Origin of the sequence: Sphingopyxis sp. PAMC25046 (assembly GCF_004795895.1) — a bacterium.
Classification (GTDB): domain Bacteria; phylum Pseudomonadota; class Alphaproteobacteria; order Sphingomonadales; family Sphingomonadaceae; genus Sphingopyxis.
Genome location: NZ_CP039250.1, coordinates 466,390 through 484,156 on the forward strand (window position 1 = coordinate 466,390; position 17,767 = coordinate 484,156).

The 17,767-nt window shown below is 68.8% G+C and carries 19 protein-coding genes and 1 riboswitch; of the genes, 3 read left to right on the plus strand and 16 right to left on the minus strand.

What is annotated here, in order from left to right; genetic code table 11:
• The first annotated feature begins 2 nt into the window (after window positions 1-2).
• Window positions 3-1,262, plus strand: a complete 1,260-nt coding sequence (locus E5675_RS02110; RefSeq protein ID WP_136173125.1) for an HlyD family type I secretion periplasmic adaptor subunit — start codon at window positions 3-5, stop codon at window positions 1,260-1,262.
• On the opposite strand, the gene E5675_RS02115 is transcribed toward E5675_RS02110, so the two are convergent.
• The 15 genes from E5675_RS02115 to E5675_RS02185 all read right to left on the minus strand — a co-directional run bounded on the left by E5675_RS02115 (window position 1,208) and on the right by E5675_RS02185 (window position 15,661).
• Entirely contained in the window at window positions 1,208-2,245 is a 1,038-nt protein-coding gene (locus E5675_RS02115; RefSeq protein WP_136173126.1) for a transglutaminase-like cysteine peptidase, read from the minus strand. The genes E5675_RS02110 and E5675_RS02115 overlap by 55 nt on opposite strands.
• 87 nt (window positions 2,246-2,332) lie before the next feature.
• Window positions 2,333-2,854: a bifunctional adenosylcobinamide kinase/adenosylcobinamide-phosphate guanylyltransferase gene (gene cobU / locus E5675_RS02120; RefSeq protein ID WP_136173127.1), complete on the minus strand. Its 522-nt coding sequence runs from the start codon at window positions 2,852-2,854 to the stop codon at window positions 2,333-2,335.
• A complete protein-coding gene (locus E5675_RS02125; protein WP_136173128.1) occupies window positions 2,851-4,308 on the minus strand; it encodes a cobyric acid synthase in 1,458 nt (485 codons plus the stop codon). The genes cobU and E5675_RS02125 overlap by 4 nt, the downstream gene beginning before the upstream one ends.
• Complete coding sequence (gene cbiB / locus E5675_RS02130) at window positions 4,296-5,234, minus strand: adenosylcobinamide-phosphate synthase CbiB (protein WP_136173129.1); 939 nt, start codon at window positions 5,232-5,234, stop codon at window positions 4,296-4,298. Before cbiB ends, E5675_RS02125 begins: the two co-directional genes overlap by 13 nt.
• Window positions 5,227-6,195, minus strand: a complete 969-nt coding sequence (locus tag E5675_RS02135) for a threonine-phosphate decarboxylase (RefSeq protein WP_136173130.1) — start codon at window positions 6,193-6,195, stop codon at window positions 5,227-5,229. Before E5675_RS02135 ends, cbiB begins: the two co-directional genes overlap by 8 nt.
• Entirely contained in the window at window positions 6,192-6,911 is a 720-nt protein-coding gene (locus E5675_RS02140; RefSeq protein ID WP_136173131.1) for an adenosylcobinamide-GDP ribazoletransferase, read from the minus strand. Before E5675_RS02140 ends, E5675_RS02135 begins: the two co-directional genes overlap by 4 nt.
• Window positions 6,908-7,477 (minus strand): histidine phosphatase family protein, encoded by a 570-nt coding sequence (locus tag E5675_RS02145; protein ID WP_136173132.1) that lies wholly within the window; start codon window positions 7,475-7,477, stop codon window positions 6,908-6,910. Before E5675_RS02145 ends, E5675_RS02140 begins: the two co-directional genes overlap by 4 nt.
• Entirely contained in the window at window positions 7,474-8,490 is a 1,017-nt protein-coding gene (gene cobT, locus E5675_RS02150) for a nicotinate-nucleotide--dimethylbenzimidazole phosphoribosyltransferase (protein WP_136173133.1), read from the minus strand. Before cobT ends, E5675_RS02145 begins: the two co-directional genes overlap by 4 nt.
• Window positions 8,487-8,894, minus strand: a complete 408-nt coding sequence (locus E5675_RS02155) for a DUF1636 domain-containing protein (RefSeq protein ID WP_136173134.1) — start codon at window positions 8,892-8,894, stop codon at window positions 8,487-8,489. The genes cobT and E5675_RS02155 overlap by 4 nt, the downstream gene beginning before the upstream one ends.
• Entirely contained in the window at window positions 8,894-9,436 is a 543-nt protein-coding gene (locus E5675_RS02160; protein WP_136173135.1) for a hypothetical protein, read from the minus strand. The genes E5675_RS02155 and E5675_RS02160 overlap by 1 nt, the downstream gene beginning before the upstream one ends.
• Window positions 9,436-11,391: a TonB-dependent receptor gene (locus E5675_RS02165; RefSeq protein ID WP_136173136.1), complete on the minus strand. Its 1,956-nt coding sequence runs from the start codon at window positions 11,389-11,391 to the stop codon at window positions 9,436-9,438. The genes E5675_RS02160 and E5675_RS02165 overlap by 1 nt, the downstream gene beginning before the upstream one ends.
• A gap of 143 nt (window positions 11,392-11,534) precedes the next feature.
• Window positions 11,535-11,719, minus strand: a riboswitch (cobalamin riboswitch).
• Between the two features lie 69 nt (window positions 11,720-11,788).
• Window positions 11,789-13,246, minus strand: coding sequence for a S41 family peptidase (locus tag E5675_RS02170; RefSeq protein WP_136173137.1), 1,458 nt, complete (start codon window positions 13,244-13,246; stop codon window positions 11,789-11,791).
• Between the two features lie 31 nt (window positions 13,247-13,277).
• Window positions 13,278-13,985: an RlmE family RNA methyltransferase gene (locus E5675_RS02175; RefSeq protein ID WP_136173138.1), complete on the minus strand. Its 708-nt coding sequence runs from the start codon at window positions 13,983-13,985 to the stop codon at window positions 13,278-13,280.
• The gene (locus E5675_RS02180; protein WP_136173139.1) at window positions 13,982-15,070 is read right to left on the minus strand and encodes a Ppx/GppA phosphatase family protein; all 1,089 of its coding nucleotides are present in this window, start codon (window positions 15,068-15,070) and stop codon (window positions 13,982-13,984) included. The genes E5675_RS02175 and E5675_RS02180 overlap by 4 nt, the downstream gene beginning before the upstream one ends.
• Before the next feature lie 189 nt (window positions 15,071-15,259).
• Entirely contained in the window at window positions 15,260-15,661 is a 402-nt protein-coding gene (locus tag E5675_RS02185; protein ID WP_136173140.1) for a glycine zipper 2TM domain-containing protein, read from the minus strand.
• Between the two features lie 164 nt (window positions 15,662-15,825).
• On the opposite strand from E5675_RS02185, the gene E5675_RS02190 reads away from it, so the two are divergent.
• On the plus strand, window positions 15,826-16,815 hold the full coding sequence (locus tag E5675_RS02190; RefSeq protein ID WP_136173141.1) for an esterase-like activity of phytase family protein: 990 nt from the start codon (window positions 15,826-15,828) through the stop codon (window positions 16,813-16,815).
• A 38-nt stretch (window positions 16,816-16,853) separates the two neighbouring features.
• Here the strand turns inward: E5675_RS02190 and rpmB are convergent, their stop codons facing one another.
• The gene (rpmB, locus tag E5675_RS02195) at window positions 16,854-17,147 is read right to left on the minus strand and encodes a 50S ribosomal protein L28 (protein ID WP_037556081.1); all 294 of its coding nucleotides are present in this window, start codon (window positions 17,145-17,147) and stop codon (window positions 16,854-16,856) included.
• A gap of 152 nt (window positions 17,148-17,299) precedes the next feature.
• Here rpmB and tadA point away from each other — a divergent pair, with 152 nt between their 5' ends.
• A complete protein-coding gene (tadA, locus tag E5675_RS02200) occupies window positions 17,300-17,755 on the plus strand; it encodes a tRNA adenosine(34) deaminase TadA (protein WP_136173142.1) in 456 nt (151 codons plus the stop codon).
• Window positions 17,756-17,767: the final 12 nt, after the last annotated feature.

The window sequence follows — 17,767 nt, forward strand, 5'->3', positions numbered from 1 at the left end:
GCATGTCGATCGTGAAATTCTGGCAGCGTTTGCGCGGAAGCGAGCAGATCATGGTCGCTGCCGCCGCGGGCCTCGCCCTCTTCCTGTTGTGGGCGAGCATCGCGCGCGTCGACGAGGTGTCGCGCGGGCAGGGGCGCGTGATCCCCTCGTCGAAGGTGCAGATCATCCAGTCGGCCGAACCCTCGACGATCCGCGAAATCCTCGTGCGCTCGGGGCAAACGGTCAAAAAGGGCCAGTTGCTCGTCCGCCTCGACAATACGACCTCGCAATCCGAACTCGGCCAGCTCGAAACCGAAAACGCCCGCCTCGCGCAGCGCGCCGCACGCCTTGCGGGCGAAGGCGGTGCGGGGGCGGGCTGCACCGGCGCGAACTGTGGCGACGAAGCGCGCCTCGCCGCGGTGCGGCGCTCGTCGTTGCAAAGCCAGCTCGCCGCGCTCTCGGCGGGGGTCGAGCAGCGCCGCCGCGACATGGCCGAGGCGCAGGCGACCGCTTCATCGCTCGAAGCCAGCCTGCGCCTCGCGCGCGAACAGGTGGCGATGCTCGAACCGCTCGCGGCGAAGGGCGTCGTCCCGCAGACCGAGTTGCTCACCGCGCAGCGCGAGGTCGTCGACATCCAGGGCCGCCTCGCCGCCGCGCGGCAGGCGATCTCGCGTTCGCAGGCCGCCGTCCGCGAAGCGGGCGCCGAGGTGCAGCGCGCGCGCTTCGACTTCCAGCAGGAGGCGCTCAACGAACGCAGCCAACTCGCGACCAAGATGGCGGTCAATGAGGAAACGATCCGCGGCGCCGAAGGCCGCCTCGCGCGCTCCGAAATCCGCTCGCCGGCGCGCGGCGTCGTCAACGACCTGCTCGTCAATACCTTGGGCGGCTACGTCAACGCGGGCGAACAGATCATGCAGATCGTGCCCTTGGGTGACAAATTGCTCATCGAAACGCGCGTCACCCCGCGCGACATCGCCTTCATCAAGGTGGGCGACCCCGCGAACGTCAAGGTGACCGCCTACGACTTCTCGATCTATGGGGGCCTCAACGGCAAGGTCGTGCGCGTGTCGGCCGACAGCATATATGACGAGGTCGAGCGGCAGGCCTATTTCACTGTCGTCGTCGAAACGACGAACGCCTATCTGACCTCGAACGGCCGGCGGCTCCCGATCACCCCCGGTATGCTATGCGATGTCGAGATTGTGACCGGAAAGAAATCGGTGCTGAGCTATTTGCTCAAACCGGTCTTGAAGGTCAGCGGGTCGGCGCTTACCGAACGCTGATTGTTGAGCGCGAGCGTATAGCTTTTCTGCGACGCCGGAATCGCGGCCGGATTCGTCGACGGCGGTGTCCCGCGATAGGCGTGCACCCAGCGTCGGTTGCCGCTGAACGACAGCACCGGGCGCACCGCATTGGGCTGGCTGCCGTCATAAAGGCGGTCGGTGACATTATCGAGCACGAGCTTCCCCGCGTCGGTCTCGACGAGCAGAAAGGCATGGTCGGCGTTCGCCGCGAGGTCGCGGAGCAGCACCAGCTTCATCCGCTCGGCACCGATTCCCGCGGCGCGCAGCATCTGCATCTTCAGGATCGCGAAATCCTCGCAATCGCCCTTGCCGCGCGCGATCGTCTGTTCGGCGGTCGCCCAATAATCGCGCTGGCGGTAATTGCGGTCGTCGCCGACGTAGGTGATCGCGCGATTGACCCACTGGTTGACGCGCGCGAGCAACTCCCGCTCGTCCAGACCCCGCGACGCGTTCGCGCGGCGCAGTTCGGCCTGCATCAACGCGGCGGGAGCGGCGCGGCGAACGCGGTCCCAGCGATTGTCGAAACGCGTTCGCTTGACCGGGATCGCGCGCGTGCCGAGTTCGGCATCCGCGTCGGTCCGGGCGAACGGCGCGGCGATCGGTGACATGCCGCAATCGGCGACGGGTGCCGCGAAAGAGACAGGCGCCCGGCTCGAGGGCTCGAGCGTCTGCCGCACGGGCATCGCTGCGGGGACCGGCGCGGTTGACGCGGCCGCCTGTTCGGCGCGGATGCGGTCGAGCGCGCTCGGCGCGCCGCCCAGCAGGGCGCGCGAAATGTCGGCCCGTGGCGCCGCAGCGGCGCCCGCGACGACGGCGCACGCAGCCTTGCCGCCCGTCACCGACTTCGCATTGACCAGCTTCGACGCGGCATGCGCGGTCGACGGCGTCAGCGCGGTCGCGGCCAGCGCCGCCGAAGCGGCGAGCCACCGCGACTCGAAAACGGGATGGGCAGACTTGCTCATGCCGCCCGCTTTGCCGGGGGGACGTGAGAATCCGCTTCATGACCATGGTAAACACAAAATTCACCATGTGGCGCTGCGCCGGGGCGATCAGCCCGCCGATTTGAGCGTGAGCGGCAGCCCGGCGGTGAGCAGGACGACCTCCTGCGCCGTCATCGCGACCGATTGGTTGAGCTGCCCCGCCGCGTCGCGGAAGCGCCGCGCGAGCGCATTGTCGGGGACGATGCCCAGCCCGACCTCGTTGGCGACGAGGATCAGCGTGCCGTCGTGCCGCGCGATCGCGTCGCATAATTGCTTCGCCGCGCGTGTTATATCGGCGTTGGCGAGCAGCAGGTTCGACACCCACAGCGTCAGGCAATCGACGAGCACGACCGCGCCGTTTCCGCTCAGCGCATCGATCGCGGCGGGCAGATCGCGTGGCGCCTCGACCGTCGACCAGCGCGCATCGCGGTCGGCCCGGTGGCGCGCGATCCGCTCGCGCATCTCGTCATCGAACGCCTCGGCGGTCGCGATGAACACCGGCTCGCCCCCCGCCGCCTCGGCGCGCGCCTGCGCATAGCGGCTCTTGCCCGAGCGCGCGCCGCCGATCACGAACAGCGACGCCCCTCTCATGCGCCGATCCCCGCGATCCGCAGCATCGCCTCGATGTCGGCGTGGCGCGCGAATTCGGCGGCGACGGCGTCGAGCGCCGCGTCGACATCGGCGGCATAGTCGCGGCCGTTTCCCGTCACACCGATCCGTGCGAGTAGCGCGCGGCGCAGCGCGGGCGACGCGAACAGCCCGTGCAGATAGGATCCGATCACCCGTCCCGCCGGATCGACCGCGCCGTCGCTCGCGCCATCCTCAAGCGTCGCGAACGCCCGCTCCGAGCCGGGGCCACGGGTTTCGCCCATGTGCATCTCATAGCCGGTGACCGGCGCCCCCAGCGCGGTCCCGGTCACCCGCCGCAAGATTTTTGCCGGCGACAGCGTCGTTTCGACATCGAGCAGGCCCAGCCCGTCGACCTCGGCGGGCGCTCCCTCGATTCCCAACGGATCGGCGATCCTTTGGCCGAGCATCTGGTATCCGCCGCACAGCCCGACGATCGTCCCGCCGCGCCGGTGATGCGCCTTGATGTCGATATCCCAGCCTTCGGCGCGCAGCGCGGCCATGTCGGCGATTGTCGCCTTCGACCCCGGCAATATGATCATCGCCGCCTCGGCGGGGATCGGCCGCCCCGGCGGCACCATCACCACCTCGACACCGGGCTCGAGCTTCAACGGATCGAGGTCGTCGAAGTTCGAGATACGCGGCAGAATCGGGCAGGCGATCATCCGCCGCCCGTCGCGCGGATCGGCGGGGCGTTCGAGGATCACCGCATCCTCGCTCGGCAACCGCGCGGCGGCGCTCAGCCACGGTATGACGCCCAGCCCCCGCCAGCCGCTCCGCCGCTCGATCTCGCGATAACCGTCGTCGAACAGCGCGGGATCGCCGCGGAACTTGTTGATCAGGAAACCGCGGATCATCGCCGCATCTTCGGCCTCGATCACCGCGCGCGTGCCGACGATCGACGCGATCACCCCGCCGCGGTCGATATCGCCGATCAGCACCACGGGCACGTCGGCGGCGCGCGCGAAGCCCATGTTCGCGATGTCGCCGGTGCGCAAATTGATCTCGGCGGGCGATCCCGCGCCCTCGACGATCACGATGTCGCACTGGCCGCGCAGCCGGTCATAGCTTTCGAGCACCTCGGTCATCAGCGCGCCGCGCGCTTCGCGGAAATTGCCGCTGCCCAGCGTGCCGCGCACACGGCCATGAACGATCAGCTGCGAGGTGCGGTCGGCCTGCGGTTTCAGCAGCACCGGGTTCATGTCGCTGTGCGGTTCGACGCGACACGCCATGGCCTGGAGCGCCTGCGCGCGCCCGATCTCGCCGCCGTCGGTCGTGACCGCGGCATTGTTCGACATATTCTGCGGCTTGAAGGGGCGGACGGTCAGGCCGCGAAGGGTGAGTGCGCGGCAGAGCGCGGCGACCAGCACCGACTTGCCGACGTCGGACCCGGTGCCTTGCAGCATCAGCGCAGCCATGCCGCGCCTCCCGCGATCAACCACAGCAGCAGGCAGGCGCGCAGATAAACGGCGAGCGCACGGTCGACCGCCGCGCCGCTCGCTTCGCCTGTCCCGTCGCCGATCCATGATTTGCCCTGCATCACCCCGTCATAGGCGATCGGACCCGCGAGCCGAAGCCCCAGCGCGCCCGCCATCGCCGCCTCGGGCCAGCCCGCGTTGGGCGAGGCGTGTTTGCGCGCGTCGCGCTGCAATATGCGCCATCCGCCGCCGCCCGCGAGGCAGATCAGCACGCCCGCCAGCCGCGCCGGAATCCAGTTTGCGAGATCGTCGAGCCGCGCCGCCGCCCACCCGAACGCGCGCCAGCGCTCCTCGCGGTGGCCGATCAAACTGTCGGCGGTGTTCACCGCCTTATACGCCCACACCCCCGGCAGGCCGAGCAGCAGAAGCCAGAACAGCGGCGCGGCGACGCCGTCGCAAAAGCTTTCGGCGAGGCTCTCGATCGCGGCGCGCGACACCCCGGCTTCATCGAGCGTGGCGGTGTCGCGGCCGACGATCATGCTCACGGCGCTGCGCGCACCGATGAGGTCGCCCGCGTCGATCCGCTCGCCGACCGCGCGGACATGATCGAACAGGCTGCGCTGCGCGAGCGCGGGCCAGGCGAGGATCGCGACGCCGATCCAGCCCCAGCCGCTCAAGGTGGAAAGCAGCAGATGCTGGAGTCCGAGGCCAAGGCCGCCGGCGACGAGCAGCAGGAGGACAAGCGTTAGAACGCCCAGCGCGCGCCGCCTCGCAAAGCCAGACGCGGCCCGGTTCCACCGAGCCTCGCAGCCGGCGATGATGCGCGCGAACAGCCCCACCGGATGGCCGACGCGGCGATACAGCGCACCCGGCCAGCCGAACGCCGCGTCGAGCGCGAGCGCGGTGAGCGCGACGGGCTCAGCCATGACCAAGCGCCGCATCGAGCCGCGCCAGCGCTTCGGCATCGGCGGGCAGCCCGATGCGCAGCCAGCGCGGCTCGTCGGCGAAGGGGCGGGTCAGGATCGCACGCCGGGCAAGCCGCTCGAACAGCGCGCGGCCGTCATCGGTTTCGATCAGGCGAAACAGCGGGCAGGCGCCCGCCGCGCGATAGCCATGCCGTGCCAACGCCGCATCGAGTGCGATCGCCTCGGCGGGGAGGCGCTGCCGCGTCGCTTCGATCCAGCCGGCATCGGCATAGGCGGCGGTGCCGATCGCGATCGCCGCTTCGGATAGCGGCCATGCGCCCAGCCGCGCGCGCAGCGCAGCGACGATCGCCTGCGGCGCCAGAACGAAGCCAAGCCGCACCCCCGCGAGGCCGAAAAATTTGCCGAAGGATCGAAAGACGATCAGCTTTCGATCGTCGGCGACCGACGCTGCGACGCTCAGCGCCGGATCGGCGTCGGCAAAGGCTTCGTCAACGAGCAGCCAGCCGACGCCGCGTTCGAGCCATCCGAGCAGGGCATCGGGGGCAAGGGCGCGCCCGTCGGGGTTGTTCGGATTGGCGAGGATCAGGTTTCCGGTTGCGCCCGGCGCCACATCCCAGCGGGTTTCCGCGCTGCCCGCGATCATCGCGCCATGGGTGCGATACCCCGGCGCGATGTGGGCGGTATCGCCGCCGATCAGTGCCCCGACCAGGCGTAGTCCGATCTCGCTGCCCGGCACCGCGCAGACATGGCGTGGATCGACGCCGAAATAGTCCGCCGCGACGGCTTCAAGCCGCGCGAGATGCTCGGGCTCGGGCAATCGCCGCCAGTCGAACGCCATCCCCGCGGCGCCCGGCCAGGGATGCGGGTTGATCCCCGTCGACAGGTCGATCCAGTCGCCTTCGCCGAATTCGCGCTTCGCGGCCTCGATGCCCCCGCCGTGCCAGGTCCATGGATCGCTCACGCAACATGCGCCCACAGCAGTGCGGCGGCGAGGAGCAGGCTTTCGCCGATCTCGATCCCCGCGCCATGCCCGTCGCCCGAAATCCCGCCGATCCGGCGCAGCAGCCACCAGCCCCAGACAAGGAAGATCAACGGCGCGGCGAGCAGGGAGGGCGACACCCACGCCGCCGCCAACAGCAACCCGCCCCAGCCCGCGAAATCAACCGGGCGCACCGCGTTGCGGAAACGCGAGCCCAATCCGGCATGCAGGTCGGGCAGCGCGCGCGACCAGACCAGCGGTCCGATTCGCGCCGCGAAGGGGACGAGCAGGGCGGCGACGAACGCCTCGCGTTCGAACAGCGCGTGGAGCAGCACCAGCTTGGCGATCAGTTGCAAAACGATCGCGACAACCGCGAAGCTCCCGACATGCGGATCCCCGAGGACCGCGATCAGCCGGTCGCGGTCCTTGTGCGCCGCGCCGCTCGCATCGGCGATGTCGCCGAGCCCGTCGAGGTGGAGAGCGCCGGTGACCGCGACCCAGACGATCAGCGCCGCAAGCGCGCCGGTCCACGGATCGATCCGCGCCCCCGCCCAGCCCGCGCCCGCGACGATCACGCCGACGATCAGCCCGACCGCTGGAAACCAGCGCATCGACGCGGCAAATTCCTCGCCCGACACCGCGACGCGCGGCGTCGGCAGGCGCGTCAGGAACTGGATCGCGACGATCAGCCCCTTCATGGCCGCAGCCCCACGATTTGCGCGCTCGGGCGTTCGCCGGGCCAGACACGCAGCGACAGCAGCGCCGCATAGGGCAGGTCGAACGCCCAGAGCCGGCGCTGGTCGAAACTGCAGAGGACATGCAAGGCCGCGCGCATCGCGCCGCCGTGCGTGACGACCAGCGCCGGCACCGGCGCGAGGTCGGCGATCGCGGCGGCAATGCGTGCCACCAGCGCCGACCAGCGCTCGCCCCCCGGCGGTGGGTTCGCGTCGGGGTCATCGACGAAGCGGCCAAAGGCACCGACGTCGACGGCGTTCACCGCCATACCGTCCCAGTCACCGAAATCGAGCTCGCGCCAGCGCCGATCGGAGGTGAGCGGCAGGTCGACCGCCGACCCGATTGCCTCTCCTGCCGCGCGGCATCGCCAAAGGTCCGAAGCGACCAGGCATTCGATGCCCAAGCCCTTCGCTTGCGCAACACACGCCGCGATTCCCGCTTCGGTCGGTGCCCCGTCGGTGCGTCCCATCAGCAGCCCCGGCGTTTCGGGCGCGCCGTGGCGCAGCAAATGGAGCGCGAAGCCGGTCACAGCGAGGCCGAGACCGCCGCCTCGGCAAAGGTCGCCATCCGGTCGTGCGCGGCGAGCGCGCTGCGCACGATATTCGCGGCGACCGCCGCGCCGCTGCCTTCGCCCAGCCGCATATCGAGCGACAGCAAAGGGTCGAGCCCGAGCAATGCCAGCAGGCGCTTGTGCCCCGGCTCCGACGAACAATGGCCCGCGATGCAATGGTTCACGATCGCGGGGTTCTCCGCCGCCAGCGGCGCGATCGCCGAAGTGCAGATAAAGCCGTCGAGCAGCACCGGCACGCCGAGCTGGCGCGCACGCACGATGGCGCCCGCGATTGCCACGATCTCGCGCCCGCCGACGCGGCGCAGCGTTTCGAACGCCGAACGCGGCGCCTCGGCATGGAAGGCGAGCGCGCTCTCGATCACCTGAATCTTGCGCGCGACGCCGTGCCCGTCGACCCCGGTCCCCGGGCCGGCCCATCCCGCCACCTCGCCCGCGAAGCTGCGCGCGCAAAGCGCGGCGGCGGCGGTCGAATTGCCGATCCCCATCTCGCCGAGCACGAGCAGATCGAGATCGGGCTCGACCGCCGCCGCGCCGCGGTTCAGCGCGTCGAGGCATTCGTCCTCGCGCATCGCCGGTGCGACGGTGAAATCGGCGGTCGGCCGGTCGAGGTCGAGCGCGACGATGGCCAGCTCGAGCCCCGCCGCCTCCGACAAGGCGTTGATGGCCGCGCCGCCGCTGGCGAAATTGGCGACCATCTGCGCGGTGACGTTCGGCGGAAAGGCGCTGACACCGTGCACGGTGACGCCGTGATTGCCCGCGAAGATCGCGGCGCGCGCACGCTCGATCCGCGGCCGCGCCCGGCCCTGCCAGCCGGCGAAAAAGATCGCGAGATCCTCGAGCCGGCCGAGCGATCCCGCCGGCTTGGTGAGTTCGGCCTGCCGCAACCGCGCATTGGCGGCGGCACCGGTGTCGGGTTCGCGAAGGTCGGCAAGCGCGGCCTCGAAGGCCTCGACAGAAACGAAACTGGTCATTCGGCGACAAATCCTGGCGGCGGGGTGCGGGTGATGAAATGGCCCTTTATGCCTTCGGGCCACAGCGAATAGGCGACGCGGCCATGCGCGCTCGCCGCATAATGGACGGCATAGTCGAGGATCGCGCGTGCCGATTCCGCGTCCCCCCGAAAGCGGCCGAGCACATAGCCGACCTTGTCGGGCGCGCGCAGGTGTACGGTGCAATGATCCTGGCAGGCAAAGAGGCACGCCATCTCCTGCACCGCAATCCCGGCATAGCGCGGCTCGGTATCCTTGAGCCGCTTCAGCGCCGCGACGAGCCGCGCGCCGCCGCGCATGCCTGCGGCATCGACCTGGGCCTCGCGGCTGTGGCGGCAGGTGTTGCACACCACCACCGCGGGCCCGGGGTCGACGCGCGTCAGCATCAGGCGGTCGCCGCTTGCGGCGGCGTCGGAACGCCCGCCGCGACGAGCGCGCGATAAAGCGCGTAAAGCCCGATCAGGATCGCGGCGTTCCTTACGAACTGCTCGGCAAGGAGGTCGGGCGCCATCACCGAATGCAATCCGCCGAGGACCAGCGCCCAGCCGAGGATGATCGCCTTGAACGCGGTGAAACCCGCCGCATAGGCGACGCTGAGCCGCGCCGCGACCGTTCGGTATTTTAGCGCGCCGAGCGCGGCATAGCTCGCCAGCGCCGATCCGAGCGCCGCGGTGGCGAGCCCGGCGCCCCACGCCAGCGTGCTGCCGTCGCGCGGATAACCGAGCAGGAGGAAGCCGACGATCTGGCTCGCCGCCCAGGCGAGCAGCATCAGCGCGAGCCCGTCGCGGCGGCGCATATGCACCGCCGCGAGCGCCGCGAGCGAGGGGAAGGGCGTCGCGCAGCCGAGCGCGAGCGTCGTCGCCGTGCTTGCCGCGGTGAGCAGCGCGACCCAAAGCGTCGAAGCGCCGCGGCCGGACAGCGCCGCCATCAGAAGCGCCCCCTGATGCCGGCATAGATGCTGCGGCCGAGCGAGCCGTAGCGGTAGGCGGTCATATATTGCTCGTCGAAGATATTTTCGGCGCGCGCGAACAGCTTCACTTCGTCGGACAGCGCAACTTCGGCGCGCAGGTCGACGAGCATATAATCGTCGAGCCGCTGCGCATTGCTCGCATTGTCATAGCTCTTGCCCGACCAGCGCAGCGCGGCGCCGAGTTCGAACCCCGCACCGAAGGCATAGCTTGCAGACGCATTGGCGCTGTGGCGCGGACGCCGCGGCAGCCGGTTGCCGAAATTGGTGCTGCCTTCCGACCGGTCTTCGGCGACGATCCAGCTGTAATTGCCATCGAGCGTCAGCCCGCCCAGCGTCAACGCCGCGGCGCCCTCGATGCCATGCGCCTCGCTGCGCGCGACGTTGAGATAATAGCCGAAACGCGACACCGGCGGATTGCTGCCGGGCAACGTGCACAGCGGATCGGTCGTCGGCGGGGAGCAGCCGTTATAAATGATCTGGTTCTTCGTCGTGCGCTCGAACCAGGTCGCGCCGACCACCAGCCTGTCGCCAAGCAGATGCTGCTCGATTCCCGCTTCCCAGCCATGCGCTTCCTCGGGGGCGAGCCCGACATTCCCATATTCGCTGAACAGCTGGTAGAGGCCGGGCGCCTTGAACCCCTCGCCATAGCTCGCGCGCAGCACCGTTCCGGTCGGCAGGCGCCAGACGCCGCCCGCCGCGAACAAGGTCTGCCCGCCATAGCGATTATGATCGTCATAACGGACGCCGCCGTTCAGCGTCAGCCCGTCCACCGGTTCGACGCTGAGCTGGCCGTAAGCGCTGGTGATCTCTGCCTTGCCGCGCACGAAGTCGGGAATCGGCGTGGCGAGCGACGCCGAAGGCGAGCGGCTGCGGAAGCTCGAGCGCTCATTCTCCACCCCGAAGATCGCGGTGATCCGGTCGCTGACGTCGAAACTGCCCTGATATTCCCAGCGCCGGTTCTCGCCGTCGGCCTCGAAGCTGCGCGGACGCGCGCGGTCGGGGTTGAAATTGTCGCGGTTGGTGTCGGTATAGGTGTAGGCGATCCGGTTGCGGAAGCGCCCGCCGACGAGGTCGAAATTCAGCCCCGCATAGCCGACGAATTCCTTGTTGAGCCCATAGTCGTTGCTGTCGGTGTTGAAGCCGTCGAATTCGACGCGGCCGCTCGAATAATATCCGCGCACTTCGGCGCTGAGATTGTCGGCGAGCGCGAGTTCGGCGCGGCCCGAGACATTGCTGTTGCGATAGCCGTCGCGTTCGACCCCGCCGAACGCCTTGGCGTGCGACGAAATGCCGTCGGTGGTAAAGCGCTGGCCGCCCAGGCGCCAGCTCAGCGGACCGGTGCGCCCGCCGATCGCGGCACGCGCGCTCACCGTCTGGCGCGATCCGGCTTCGAGGTCGAAGCTGCCTTCGAGTGCCTTCTCGGGCGATGCGGTGACGATATTGATCACGCCGCCGATGGCCTGGCTTCCCCACAGGATCGACTGCGGCCCGCGCAGCACCTCGATCCGGTCGATGTCGCCCGCGAGCAGATTGGCGAAGTTGAAGCCGCCGCCGGTCGACGACGGATCGTTGAGCTTCACTCCGTCGATCACCGTTACCGTGTGCTCGGATTCGGCGCCGCGGATGCGGAGCGAGGTCGCGGTGCCGTAGCCGCCGTTACGCGAGATGCTGATGCCCGGGGTGCGGAGCAGCAATTCGGTGACGCCGATATCCTGCGCGCGGTCGATCGCGTCCTTGTCTAGTACCGCGACCGACGACGGAATCTCGTCCAGTGTCAGCGGCGCGCGTGTTGCGGTGACGACGATGCTGTCGGCGTCGGCGGCGACGGCATGCGCCGCTTCGTCGGCGGACGCGGTGGAGGAAGCCGCGACGGCGGCGAGACAGATCGAACTTCGGTAAATAACTTTGAACATTGGACAAACCCATCGACAATGCCGCCCATGCGCGCGGCCGATGGCTCGTCCCTCGGGGACGCACGACATCGCCCGCGCACCTGCGCAGCCAGCTTTGTCGTCATGCGGGTTCACCCCCGTCCGCCCGGCACACCCTGTCCGCGCGAAAGACGACGGCGACGGGCAGGTCTCCTGGCTTGCGGGTCAGCGCCGGTCGGCCGCCTTCTCGGGACCGGGGTCCCAATGGCAAATGGCCGATGGCTCGCCGCGTACAGTTGCAGGGGCAGCCGGGGTTTTCCCGTTCCCTCTTAGTCCCCGTCGCCGGGGAACCTGTCGCTTGCCGCGGCCGTTAGCCCGGTTCGGGGGCGGCGGTCAATCGCCGTCTGGAGAGAGTTTTCCGTCGCGGGGGCGACGATCTTTAAAACAGCCCCGGCAATTCGCGCTGCGCCGCGCTCGGGCGGTCGGGCACCAGCATTGTCGGCGGGGCCGCTACGGCAAAACGGCGATCGCTCGACGCCGTGCGGGCGCTCGCGTCGGCGATTCGCGTCGTGCAGGCGTTGCCGGCGAGGAAGTCGATCGCGGCGCGGACCGACGCCTCGCGCGGGTCGCCGAGCGGGAAGCCCAGATCGTCGTTCGCGGCGCAGCTGTTCGCGATCTTCGGCGCCAGCCCGTCATAATAGTCGCTCTGGCCGCTTGCGTTGCCGGTGGCGAAGGCGACGACGCGTATCCGGTCGTCGCACTCGGCCTTGTCGAGCGCGATCTGGCCGACCGGCTTGCCATAGGTGTTGCTGCCGACCAGCGTCATATTGGTACCGAGATAGGGCAGCATCGAATTGATCACCAGCTCGCTCGCCGAGGCGGTCGACCCGGTGCCGATGAAGGCGATCCGCGTTGGCGCGATCGATTGCGCGCCGGGCGCAAAGCGATGCTCGTCGTCCTCGGCGGACTTGCTTGGGCGGAAACGCGTCTGCGAAAAAAGCTGGCCGGCGCGTCCAGCACCCATCAGGTCGCCCATCAGATTGGCGGTCGAAACGAGACCGCCGCCATTATAGCGGAAATCGATGATGATATCGGTGACGCCCTGCGTGCGGAAATCGGCGAAGGCGGCGCCGAGCTGGTTGTTGGCCGACGAGATGAAGGTCCGCAGGTTGAGATAGCCGTAGTTGCGGCCGCCTTCGCTGATGATCTTGGCACCATAGCGGTCCGAAACCGGGTCGAGCGAATAGTCGGCCTTGGCGACGGTGACGTCGCGCGTACCCGCCGCGTCGGTGATGCGCAGCACGCGGCTCACCCCCGGGTCGTTCGGGCCGAGCGCGTCGGTAAGCCCCTGTGTTCCCTCGGCGGCGACGATGCTCGCGACGGTGCGCACATTGCCGCTGTTCGTGCCGATCCCGACGATCGCGGTGCCGCGGTCGATTCCCGCCGCAAAGGCTGGCGCGCCTTCATAGGCTTCGGCGATGACGATGCGCTGATTGATCGCGTCATACCCCATCAGCACGCCGAATCCCGCACTCGAACCGCTGGCAAAGAAAGCATTCTCCTCGGCGATCGAGGTGATGTAGGTGAAGAAACGGTCCTTGTTCAGCGCGCGCGCCGGCGCGACCAGCGCATCGATATAGGATTGCACATCGCTATAGGCGCCGGGGTTGGCGCTCGCGACGTCGCCCGGGAACAGATACCATTCGTCGATCACCGCCTTGGCAAAGGACTGGCGCGAGGCGAGCGCGCAATTGGGCGTCGGGGTCGGGGTGGGGCTTGGCGTCGGGGTGACCGTGACCGGGCCGCTGCCCAATGTTCCGCCGTCGCCGCCGCCGCACGACGCCAGCATCAAAGCCGCGAGCGTTAGCGCCGCTACCGGCCGCCTCGACTTGCCCATCGCTATTCTCCCCGGTTCGACCCATCGACCTTTATTCGGCGTCCGCCTCGCTGCCATCTTGCCGGCCCTTGAACCCTTGCGCGATAACATAGAGTTCGGGCGACCCCTTGCGGCTGGCGGGCGGCTTGGCGTGTTTTACCGTTGAAAAGTGTCGCTTTAGTAAAGTCAACAATTCGCGGTCGGCGCCGCCTGCGAACACTTTCGCGACGAACGTCCCGCCGGGCAGCAAATTTTGCACCGCGAAATCGGCAGCGGTTTCCGCAAGGCCGATCGTGCGCAGATGGTCGGTCTGCGGATGGCCGACGGTATTTGCCGCCATGTCCGAAATCACGAGGTCGGGGGCGCTGCCGAGCGCCTCGATCAGTGCATCGGGCGCCGCATCGTCCATGAAATCCATCTCGAGGATTTCGACCCCCTCGATCGGTTCGCAAGCAAGCAGGTCGATCCCCGCAACGCGCGCGCGCGGATTCGCCTTGCGCACAACCTGCGACCAGCCGCCCGGCGTGATGCCCAGATCGACGACCGCGCGCGATTTCTTGAGGAAACCGAATTTCTCGTCGAGCTCGATCAGCTTGTACGCGGCGCGCGAGCGATAGCCTTCGGCCTGCGCGCGGCGCACATAGGGGTCGTTCAATTGTCGTTGCAGCCAGCGCGTCGACGACACGCTGCGCTTCTTCGCGGTCTTGACCCGCACATGCAGTCCGCCGCGCCCGCCACCTTTGCCGCCGCTGCCGCTCATTTGCGATACTCGCGGCGCGTGACCGGAATGTCGCGGCCCTGCATCGCCAGCGTGCGCAGGATGCCTTCGCGGATGCCGCGGTCGGCGACGCCGACGCGCGCGGCGGGCCACAGGTCGATGATGCTCTCGAGGATCGCGCAGCCCGCGACGACCAGGTCGGCGCGCTCGCGCCCGATGCACGCGATCTCGGCGCGGTCGGCGATGCTCGCGTCGGCAAGGCGGCGGCTGATGTCGCGCATCGCGTCGGCGGGCACGACGAGCCCGTCGACCGCACGCCGGTCGTAACGCGGCAGATCGAGGAAGACGCTGGCGAGCGTCGTCACCGTGCCGCTGGTGCCGAGCAGGCGCAGCGGCTCGCCGGCGAAGCGTTCGGCGCGCGCGGCAAAGGGGGCAAAGGCCTCGCGCGTCACTTGGCGCATATGCGCATAGGCGGCCTGCCGGCCCGCAAGGCTGTCTTCGGGCAGCGGCGCGTGCTCGGTCAGCGACACGACGCCCCACGGCACGCTGATCCAGTCATGGATTTTGACGTCATGCTCGGCGACCTCGACGTGCATCAGCTCGGTCGATCCGCCGCCGATGTCGAAGATCAGCGCCGGGCCCTCGCCGGGTTCCATCAGATTGTGGCAGCCGAGCACCGCAAGGCGCGCTTCCTCGGCGGCCGAGATGATGTCGAGAACGATTCCCGTCTCGCGCCGGACGCGCTCGGCCAGTTCCGCGCCGTTGCTCGCGCGGCGGCACGCCTCGGTCGCGACCGCGCGCGACAGCGAGACGTGGCGGCGGCGCAGCTTGTCGGCGCAGATCGCCAGCGCCGCGACGGTGCGGTCCATCGCCGCGTCGCTGATCCGGCCGGTGCCGTGCAACCCTTCGCCCAGCCGCACGATGCGCGAAAAGGCGTCGATGACGACAAGCTCGCCGTCCTGCGGTCTCGCGATCAGCAATCTGCAATTGTTGGTGCCAAGGTCGATCGCGGCATAGCTGCGCGGGCGCGCGATCGGCACGGGGCGCTCGGCGCCGCCCGCTTTTCGTCCCTTACCCGCCGGACCGGGCCGCGGCGGTCGCCGCGATGGCGCTGCCATTTGCCGCATGGCTATTGTACCTGTTCTACTCACGCGCCCGCAAAACCGCGAACGTGCACTTGGCGGCGAACCTAGGCTTCCGGCGCCCGCATGGCAAGGCCTCCGCCCGTAGGCGCCGTGCGCAAAGAAACCCCGCCCGGCGCGGGGCCGGACGGGGTGAAAGGGGAGAGGAAAGTTGTTGGGGGTCGGGTCTGCCCCTTAACGGCAGCCGTCATTCCCCTTGTCGATCGCGCGGCCGGCGAGGGCGCCGACGGCGCCGCCGATGATCGTGCCGACCGTCTTGTCGCCGCGGCCCGCGATTTCATGGCCGGCAAGGCCACCCGCGATCGCGCCGATCACGGTCCCGCCGGTGCCGTTGTCGCACTGGCGATAGTTGCGGCGGTCGCCACGGTAATAGCGGCGATCATTGCGGTAGTCGCGGCGATCGTAACGGCGATAGTCGCGGCGGTCATAGCGACGGTCGTCGCGATCATAGCCGCTGTAATAGCTCGAATAGCCGCCCTGGTCATAATAACCGTTCTGCGCCGCGGCGGGCGTTGCCAGGCCCAGCGTCGCGGTGGACATCAGGGCGGCGATCGAGAGAGTCACCATTTTTTTCATCGTATTTCTCCTTCTTTCGTCACTTGGCCCTTCGGGGCTGTGGTCGATGATGCTGTTTTGCCCGATTCGCATTGAGTGAAGCCTGAACATCATTGTTGGCTGCCGTTCAGCTTCGCGCGCCGAAACGCTTTCCTTTCGCTTGGCGGCACCCTAACCCCGCCGCGATGCGCCGCCTCCTCACCGCCGCCCTGATCTTCGCTGCGCTCGGGCCGATGCCCGGAACCGTGATGCGTGCCCCGGAACCGGACCTGACCGAAAGCGCCGCCGCGCGACCGCTCGCGTTCGCGCCGGAGGCGGCGGGCACGCTGCGCTTCGTGCGCGGCTGGCACCTCGTCAGTCCGCATAGCCGCTTCGGCGGCTTCTCGGCACTCGCGCGGGAGGCGGGGGCGGACCGTTTTCAACTCGTCGGCGACAATGGCTATTGGACGCGCCTGGCGCTCGATTCGCGGGGAGCGGTCTCTGATGTCCGGATCCGGCCGTTGCCGACTCCCGACGGGCGCCCGGCCCGCAAGTCGATGGCCGATGCCGAGGCGATGTTCGTCGATCGCGCGAGCGGCAAGAGCTGGATCGCGCTCGAGGGGATCAACGAAATCTGGCGGCTCGACGCCGACCTCGCGGCGATCGAGGCGCGCCGCAAGCTGCCCCGGCCGCGCTGGCCGGGAAACCTCGGCCCCGAAGCGATGGTGCGCCTTGGCGACGGACGCACGGTCGTCTTTTCGGAAGAAGCGCGCCGACGCGAGGGGCTGCTCTATAGCGGCGATCCGGCCGCGCCCGGCCCGCCGCCGCTCCGCTTCTTCTACGATTCGGATGGCCGCGGTCCCGTCAGCGACGCCGCGCCGCTGCCCGACGGGCGCATCCTGCTCGTCCACCGGCGGCTCGGCTTCGATCCGGTGTTCACGACGATCCTGTCGATCGCCGATCCCGCCGACATCAAGGCGGATGCGGTCGTGCGATCGCGGACGATCGGCCGCGTTCCCCCGCGGCTTGCCGAAAATTACGAGGGCGCGGCGGTATCGGTCGAAGGCGGGCGCACCTTCCTCTGGCTCGTCGCCGACAATAATTTCAACGTCTGGCAACGCAGCCTGCTGCTGCAATTCGAGCTGGTCGATTTGCCGCCCAAAAAAACGCCGGACAGCAAAAAGGCGGCGCCGTAACCGGGCCGCCTTCTGCGTTTCGAGAGACGCTTGGAAGCTTAAGCGGCCTTTTCGGCCAGCTTCTTCGTCACTTCCTTCTTCAGCTTGCGGGCGTTCGCCGACAGCTGGTCGTCGCCGGCCTTGAGCAGCCAGTTGTCGAGGCCGCCATTATGCTCGACCGAACGCAGGCCGTGGGTCGACACGCGCAGCTTCACACCCTTGCCGAGCGCGTCCGACAGCAGCGTCACATTCTGCAGGTTGGGCAGGAAGGTGCGCTTGGTCTTGTTGTTGGCGTGGCTGACATTGTGGCCAACCTGGCGGCCCTTGCCGGTCAGTTCGCAGATGCGCGACATCGTCTTCGTCCTTGTCCAATAAACTGGGTCAAAAATTTCGGATCGGCGTCCGGACACTTCCCGTAAAACGGGGAGCACAAGACCGGAGTGAGCCGGGAAAGGCGCGCGCTTATCGGCTTGCGGGAGATTCGTCAAGCGAATAGGGCGCTTTTATGCCCGCGTTTCCGCTCCCCGAACCGATGCGCCGTGCGCTCGATCTCGCGCGTATCGCCGCCGAATGGGGCGAAGTGCCCGTCGGCGCGGTGGTCGTCAAGGACGGCGCGATCGTCGCCGAGGGCCACAACCGTCCGCGCGAATCGCACGACCCGACCGCGCACGCCGAAATCGTCGCGATTCGCACGGCGGCGGCGAAACTCGGCAACGAACGCCTCGACGGCTGCGACCTCTATGTCACGCTCGAACCCTGCGCGATGTGCGCGGGCGCGATCGCCCACGCGCGCCTCGCGCGCCTCTATTACGGCGCCGACGATCCGAAGGGCGGCGCGGTCGTCCACGGCCCGCGCACCTTCGCGCAGCCGACGATCCACCACCGGCCGGAGATTTACGACGGCATCGGCGAAGCCGAAGCCGCGGCGCTGCTCAGGGATTTCTTCGCGGCGCGGCGGTAGCGACGACGGCGG

Bases quoted from the DNA above. Each gene is read 5' to 3' on its own strand.
- E5675_RS02165 (WP_136173136.1), bottom strand. From the start codon at position 11,391: ATGTTCAAAGTTATTTACCGAAGTTCGATCTGTCTCGCCGCCGTCGCG.
- cobU (WP_136173127.1), bottom strand. From the start codon at position 2,854: ATGAGAGGGGCGTCGCTGTTCGTGATCGGCGGCGCGCGCTCGGGCAAG.
- rpmB (WP_037556081.1), bottom strand. From the start codon at position 17,147: ATGTCGCGCATCTGCGAACTGACCGGCAAGGGCCGCCAGGTTGGCCAC.
- E5675_RS02140 (WP_136173131.1), bottom strand. From the start codon at position 6,911: ATGAAGGGGCTGATCGTCGCGATCCAGTTCCTGACGCGCCTGCCGACG.
- E5675_RS02185 (WP_136173140.1), bottom strand. From the start codon at position 15,661: ATGAAAAAAATGGTGACTCTCTCGATCGCCGCCCTGATGTCCACCGCG.
- E5675_RS02190 (WP_136173141.1), top strand. From the start codon at position 15,826: ATGCGCCGCCTCCTCACCGCCGCCCTGATCTTCGCTGCGCTCGGGCCG.
- E5675_RS02170 (WP_136173137.1), bottom strand. From the start codon at position 13,246: ATGGGCAAGTCGAGGCGGCCGGTAGCGGCGCTAACGCTCGCGGCTTTG.
- E5675_RS02115 (WP_136173126.1), bottom strand. From the start codon at position 2,245: ATGAGCAAGTCTGCCCATCCCGTTTTCGAGTCGCGGTGGCTCGCCGCT.
- E5675_RS02175 (WP_136173138.1), bottom strand. From the start codon at position 13,985: ATGAGCGGCAGCGGCGGCAAAGGTGGCGGGCGCGGCGGACTGCATGTG.
- E5675_RS02160 (WP_136173135.1), bottom strand. From the start codon at position 9,436: ATGGCGGCGCTGTCCGGCCGCGGCGCTTCGACGCTTTGGGTCGCGCTG.
- cobT (WP_136173133.1), bottom strand. From the start codon at position 8,490: ATGACCAGTTTCGTTTCTGTCGAGGCCTTCGAGGCCGCGCTTGCCGAC.
- E5675_RS02125 (WP_136173128.1), bottom strand. From the start codon at position 4,308: ATGGCTGCGCTGATGCTGCAAGGCACCGGGTCCGACGTCGGCAAGTCG.
- E5675_RS02180 (WP_136173139.1), bottom strand. From the start codon at position 15,070: ATGCGGCAAATGGCAGCGCCATCGCGGCGACCGCCGCGGCCCGGTCCG.
- tadA (WP_136173142.1), top strand. From the start codon at position 17,300: ATGCCCGCGTTTCCGCTCCCCGAACCGATGCGCCGTGCGCTCGATCTC.
- E5675_RS02110 (WP_136173125.1), top strand. From the start codon at position 3: ATGTCGATCGTGAAATTCTGGCAGCGTTTGCGCGGAAGCGAGCAGATC.
- cbiB (WP_136173129.1), bottom strand. From the start codon at position 5,234: ATGGCTGAGCCCGTCGCGCTCACCGCGCTCGCGCTCGACGCGGCGTTC.
- E5675_RS02155 (WP_136173134.1), bottom strand. From the start codon at position 8,894: ATGCTGACGCGCGTCGACCCCGGGCCCGCGGTGGTGGTGTGCAACACC.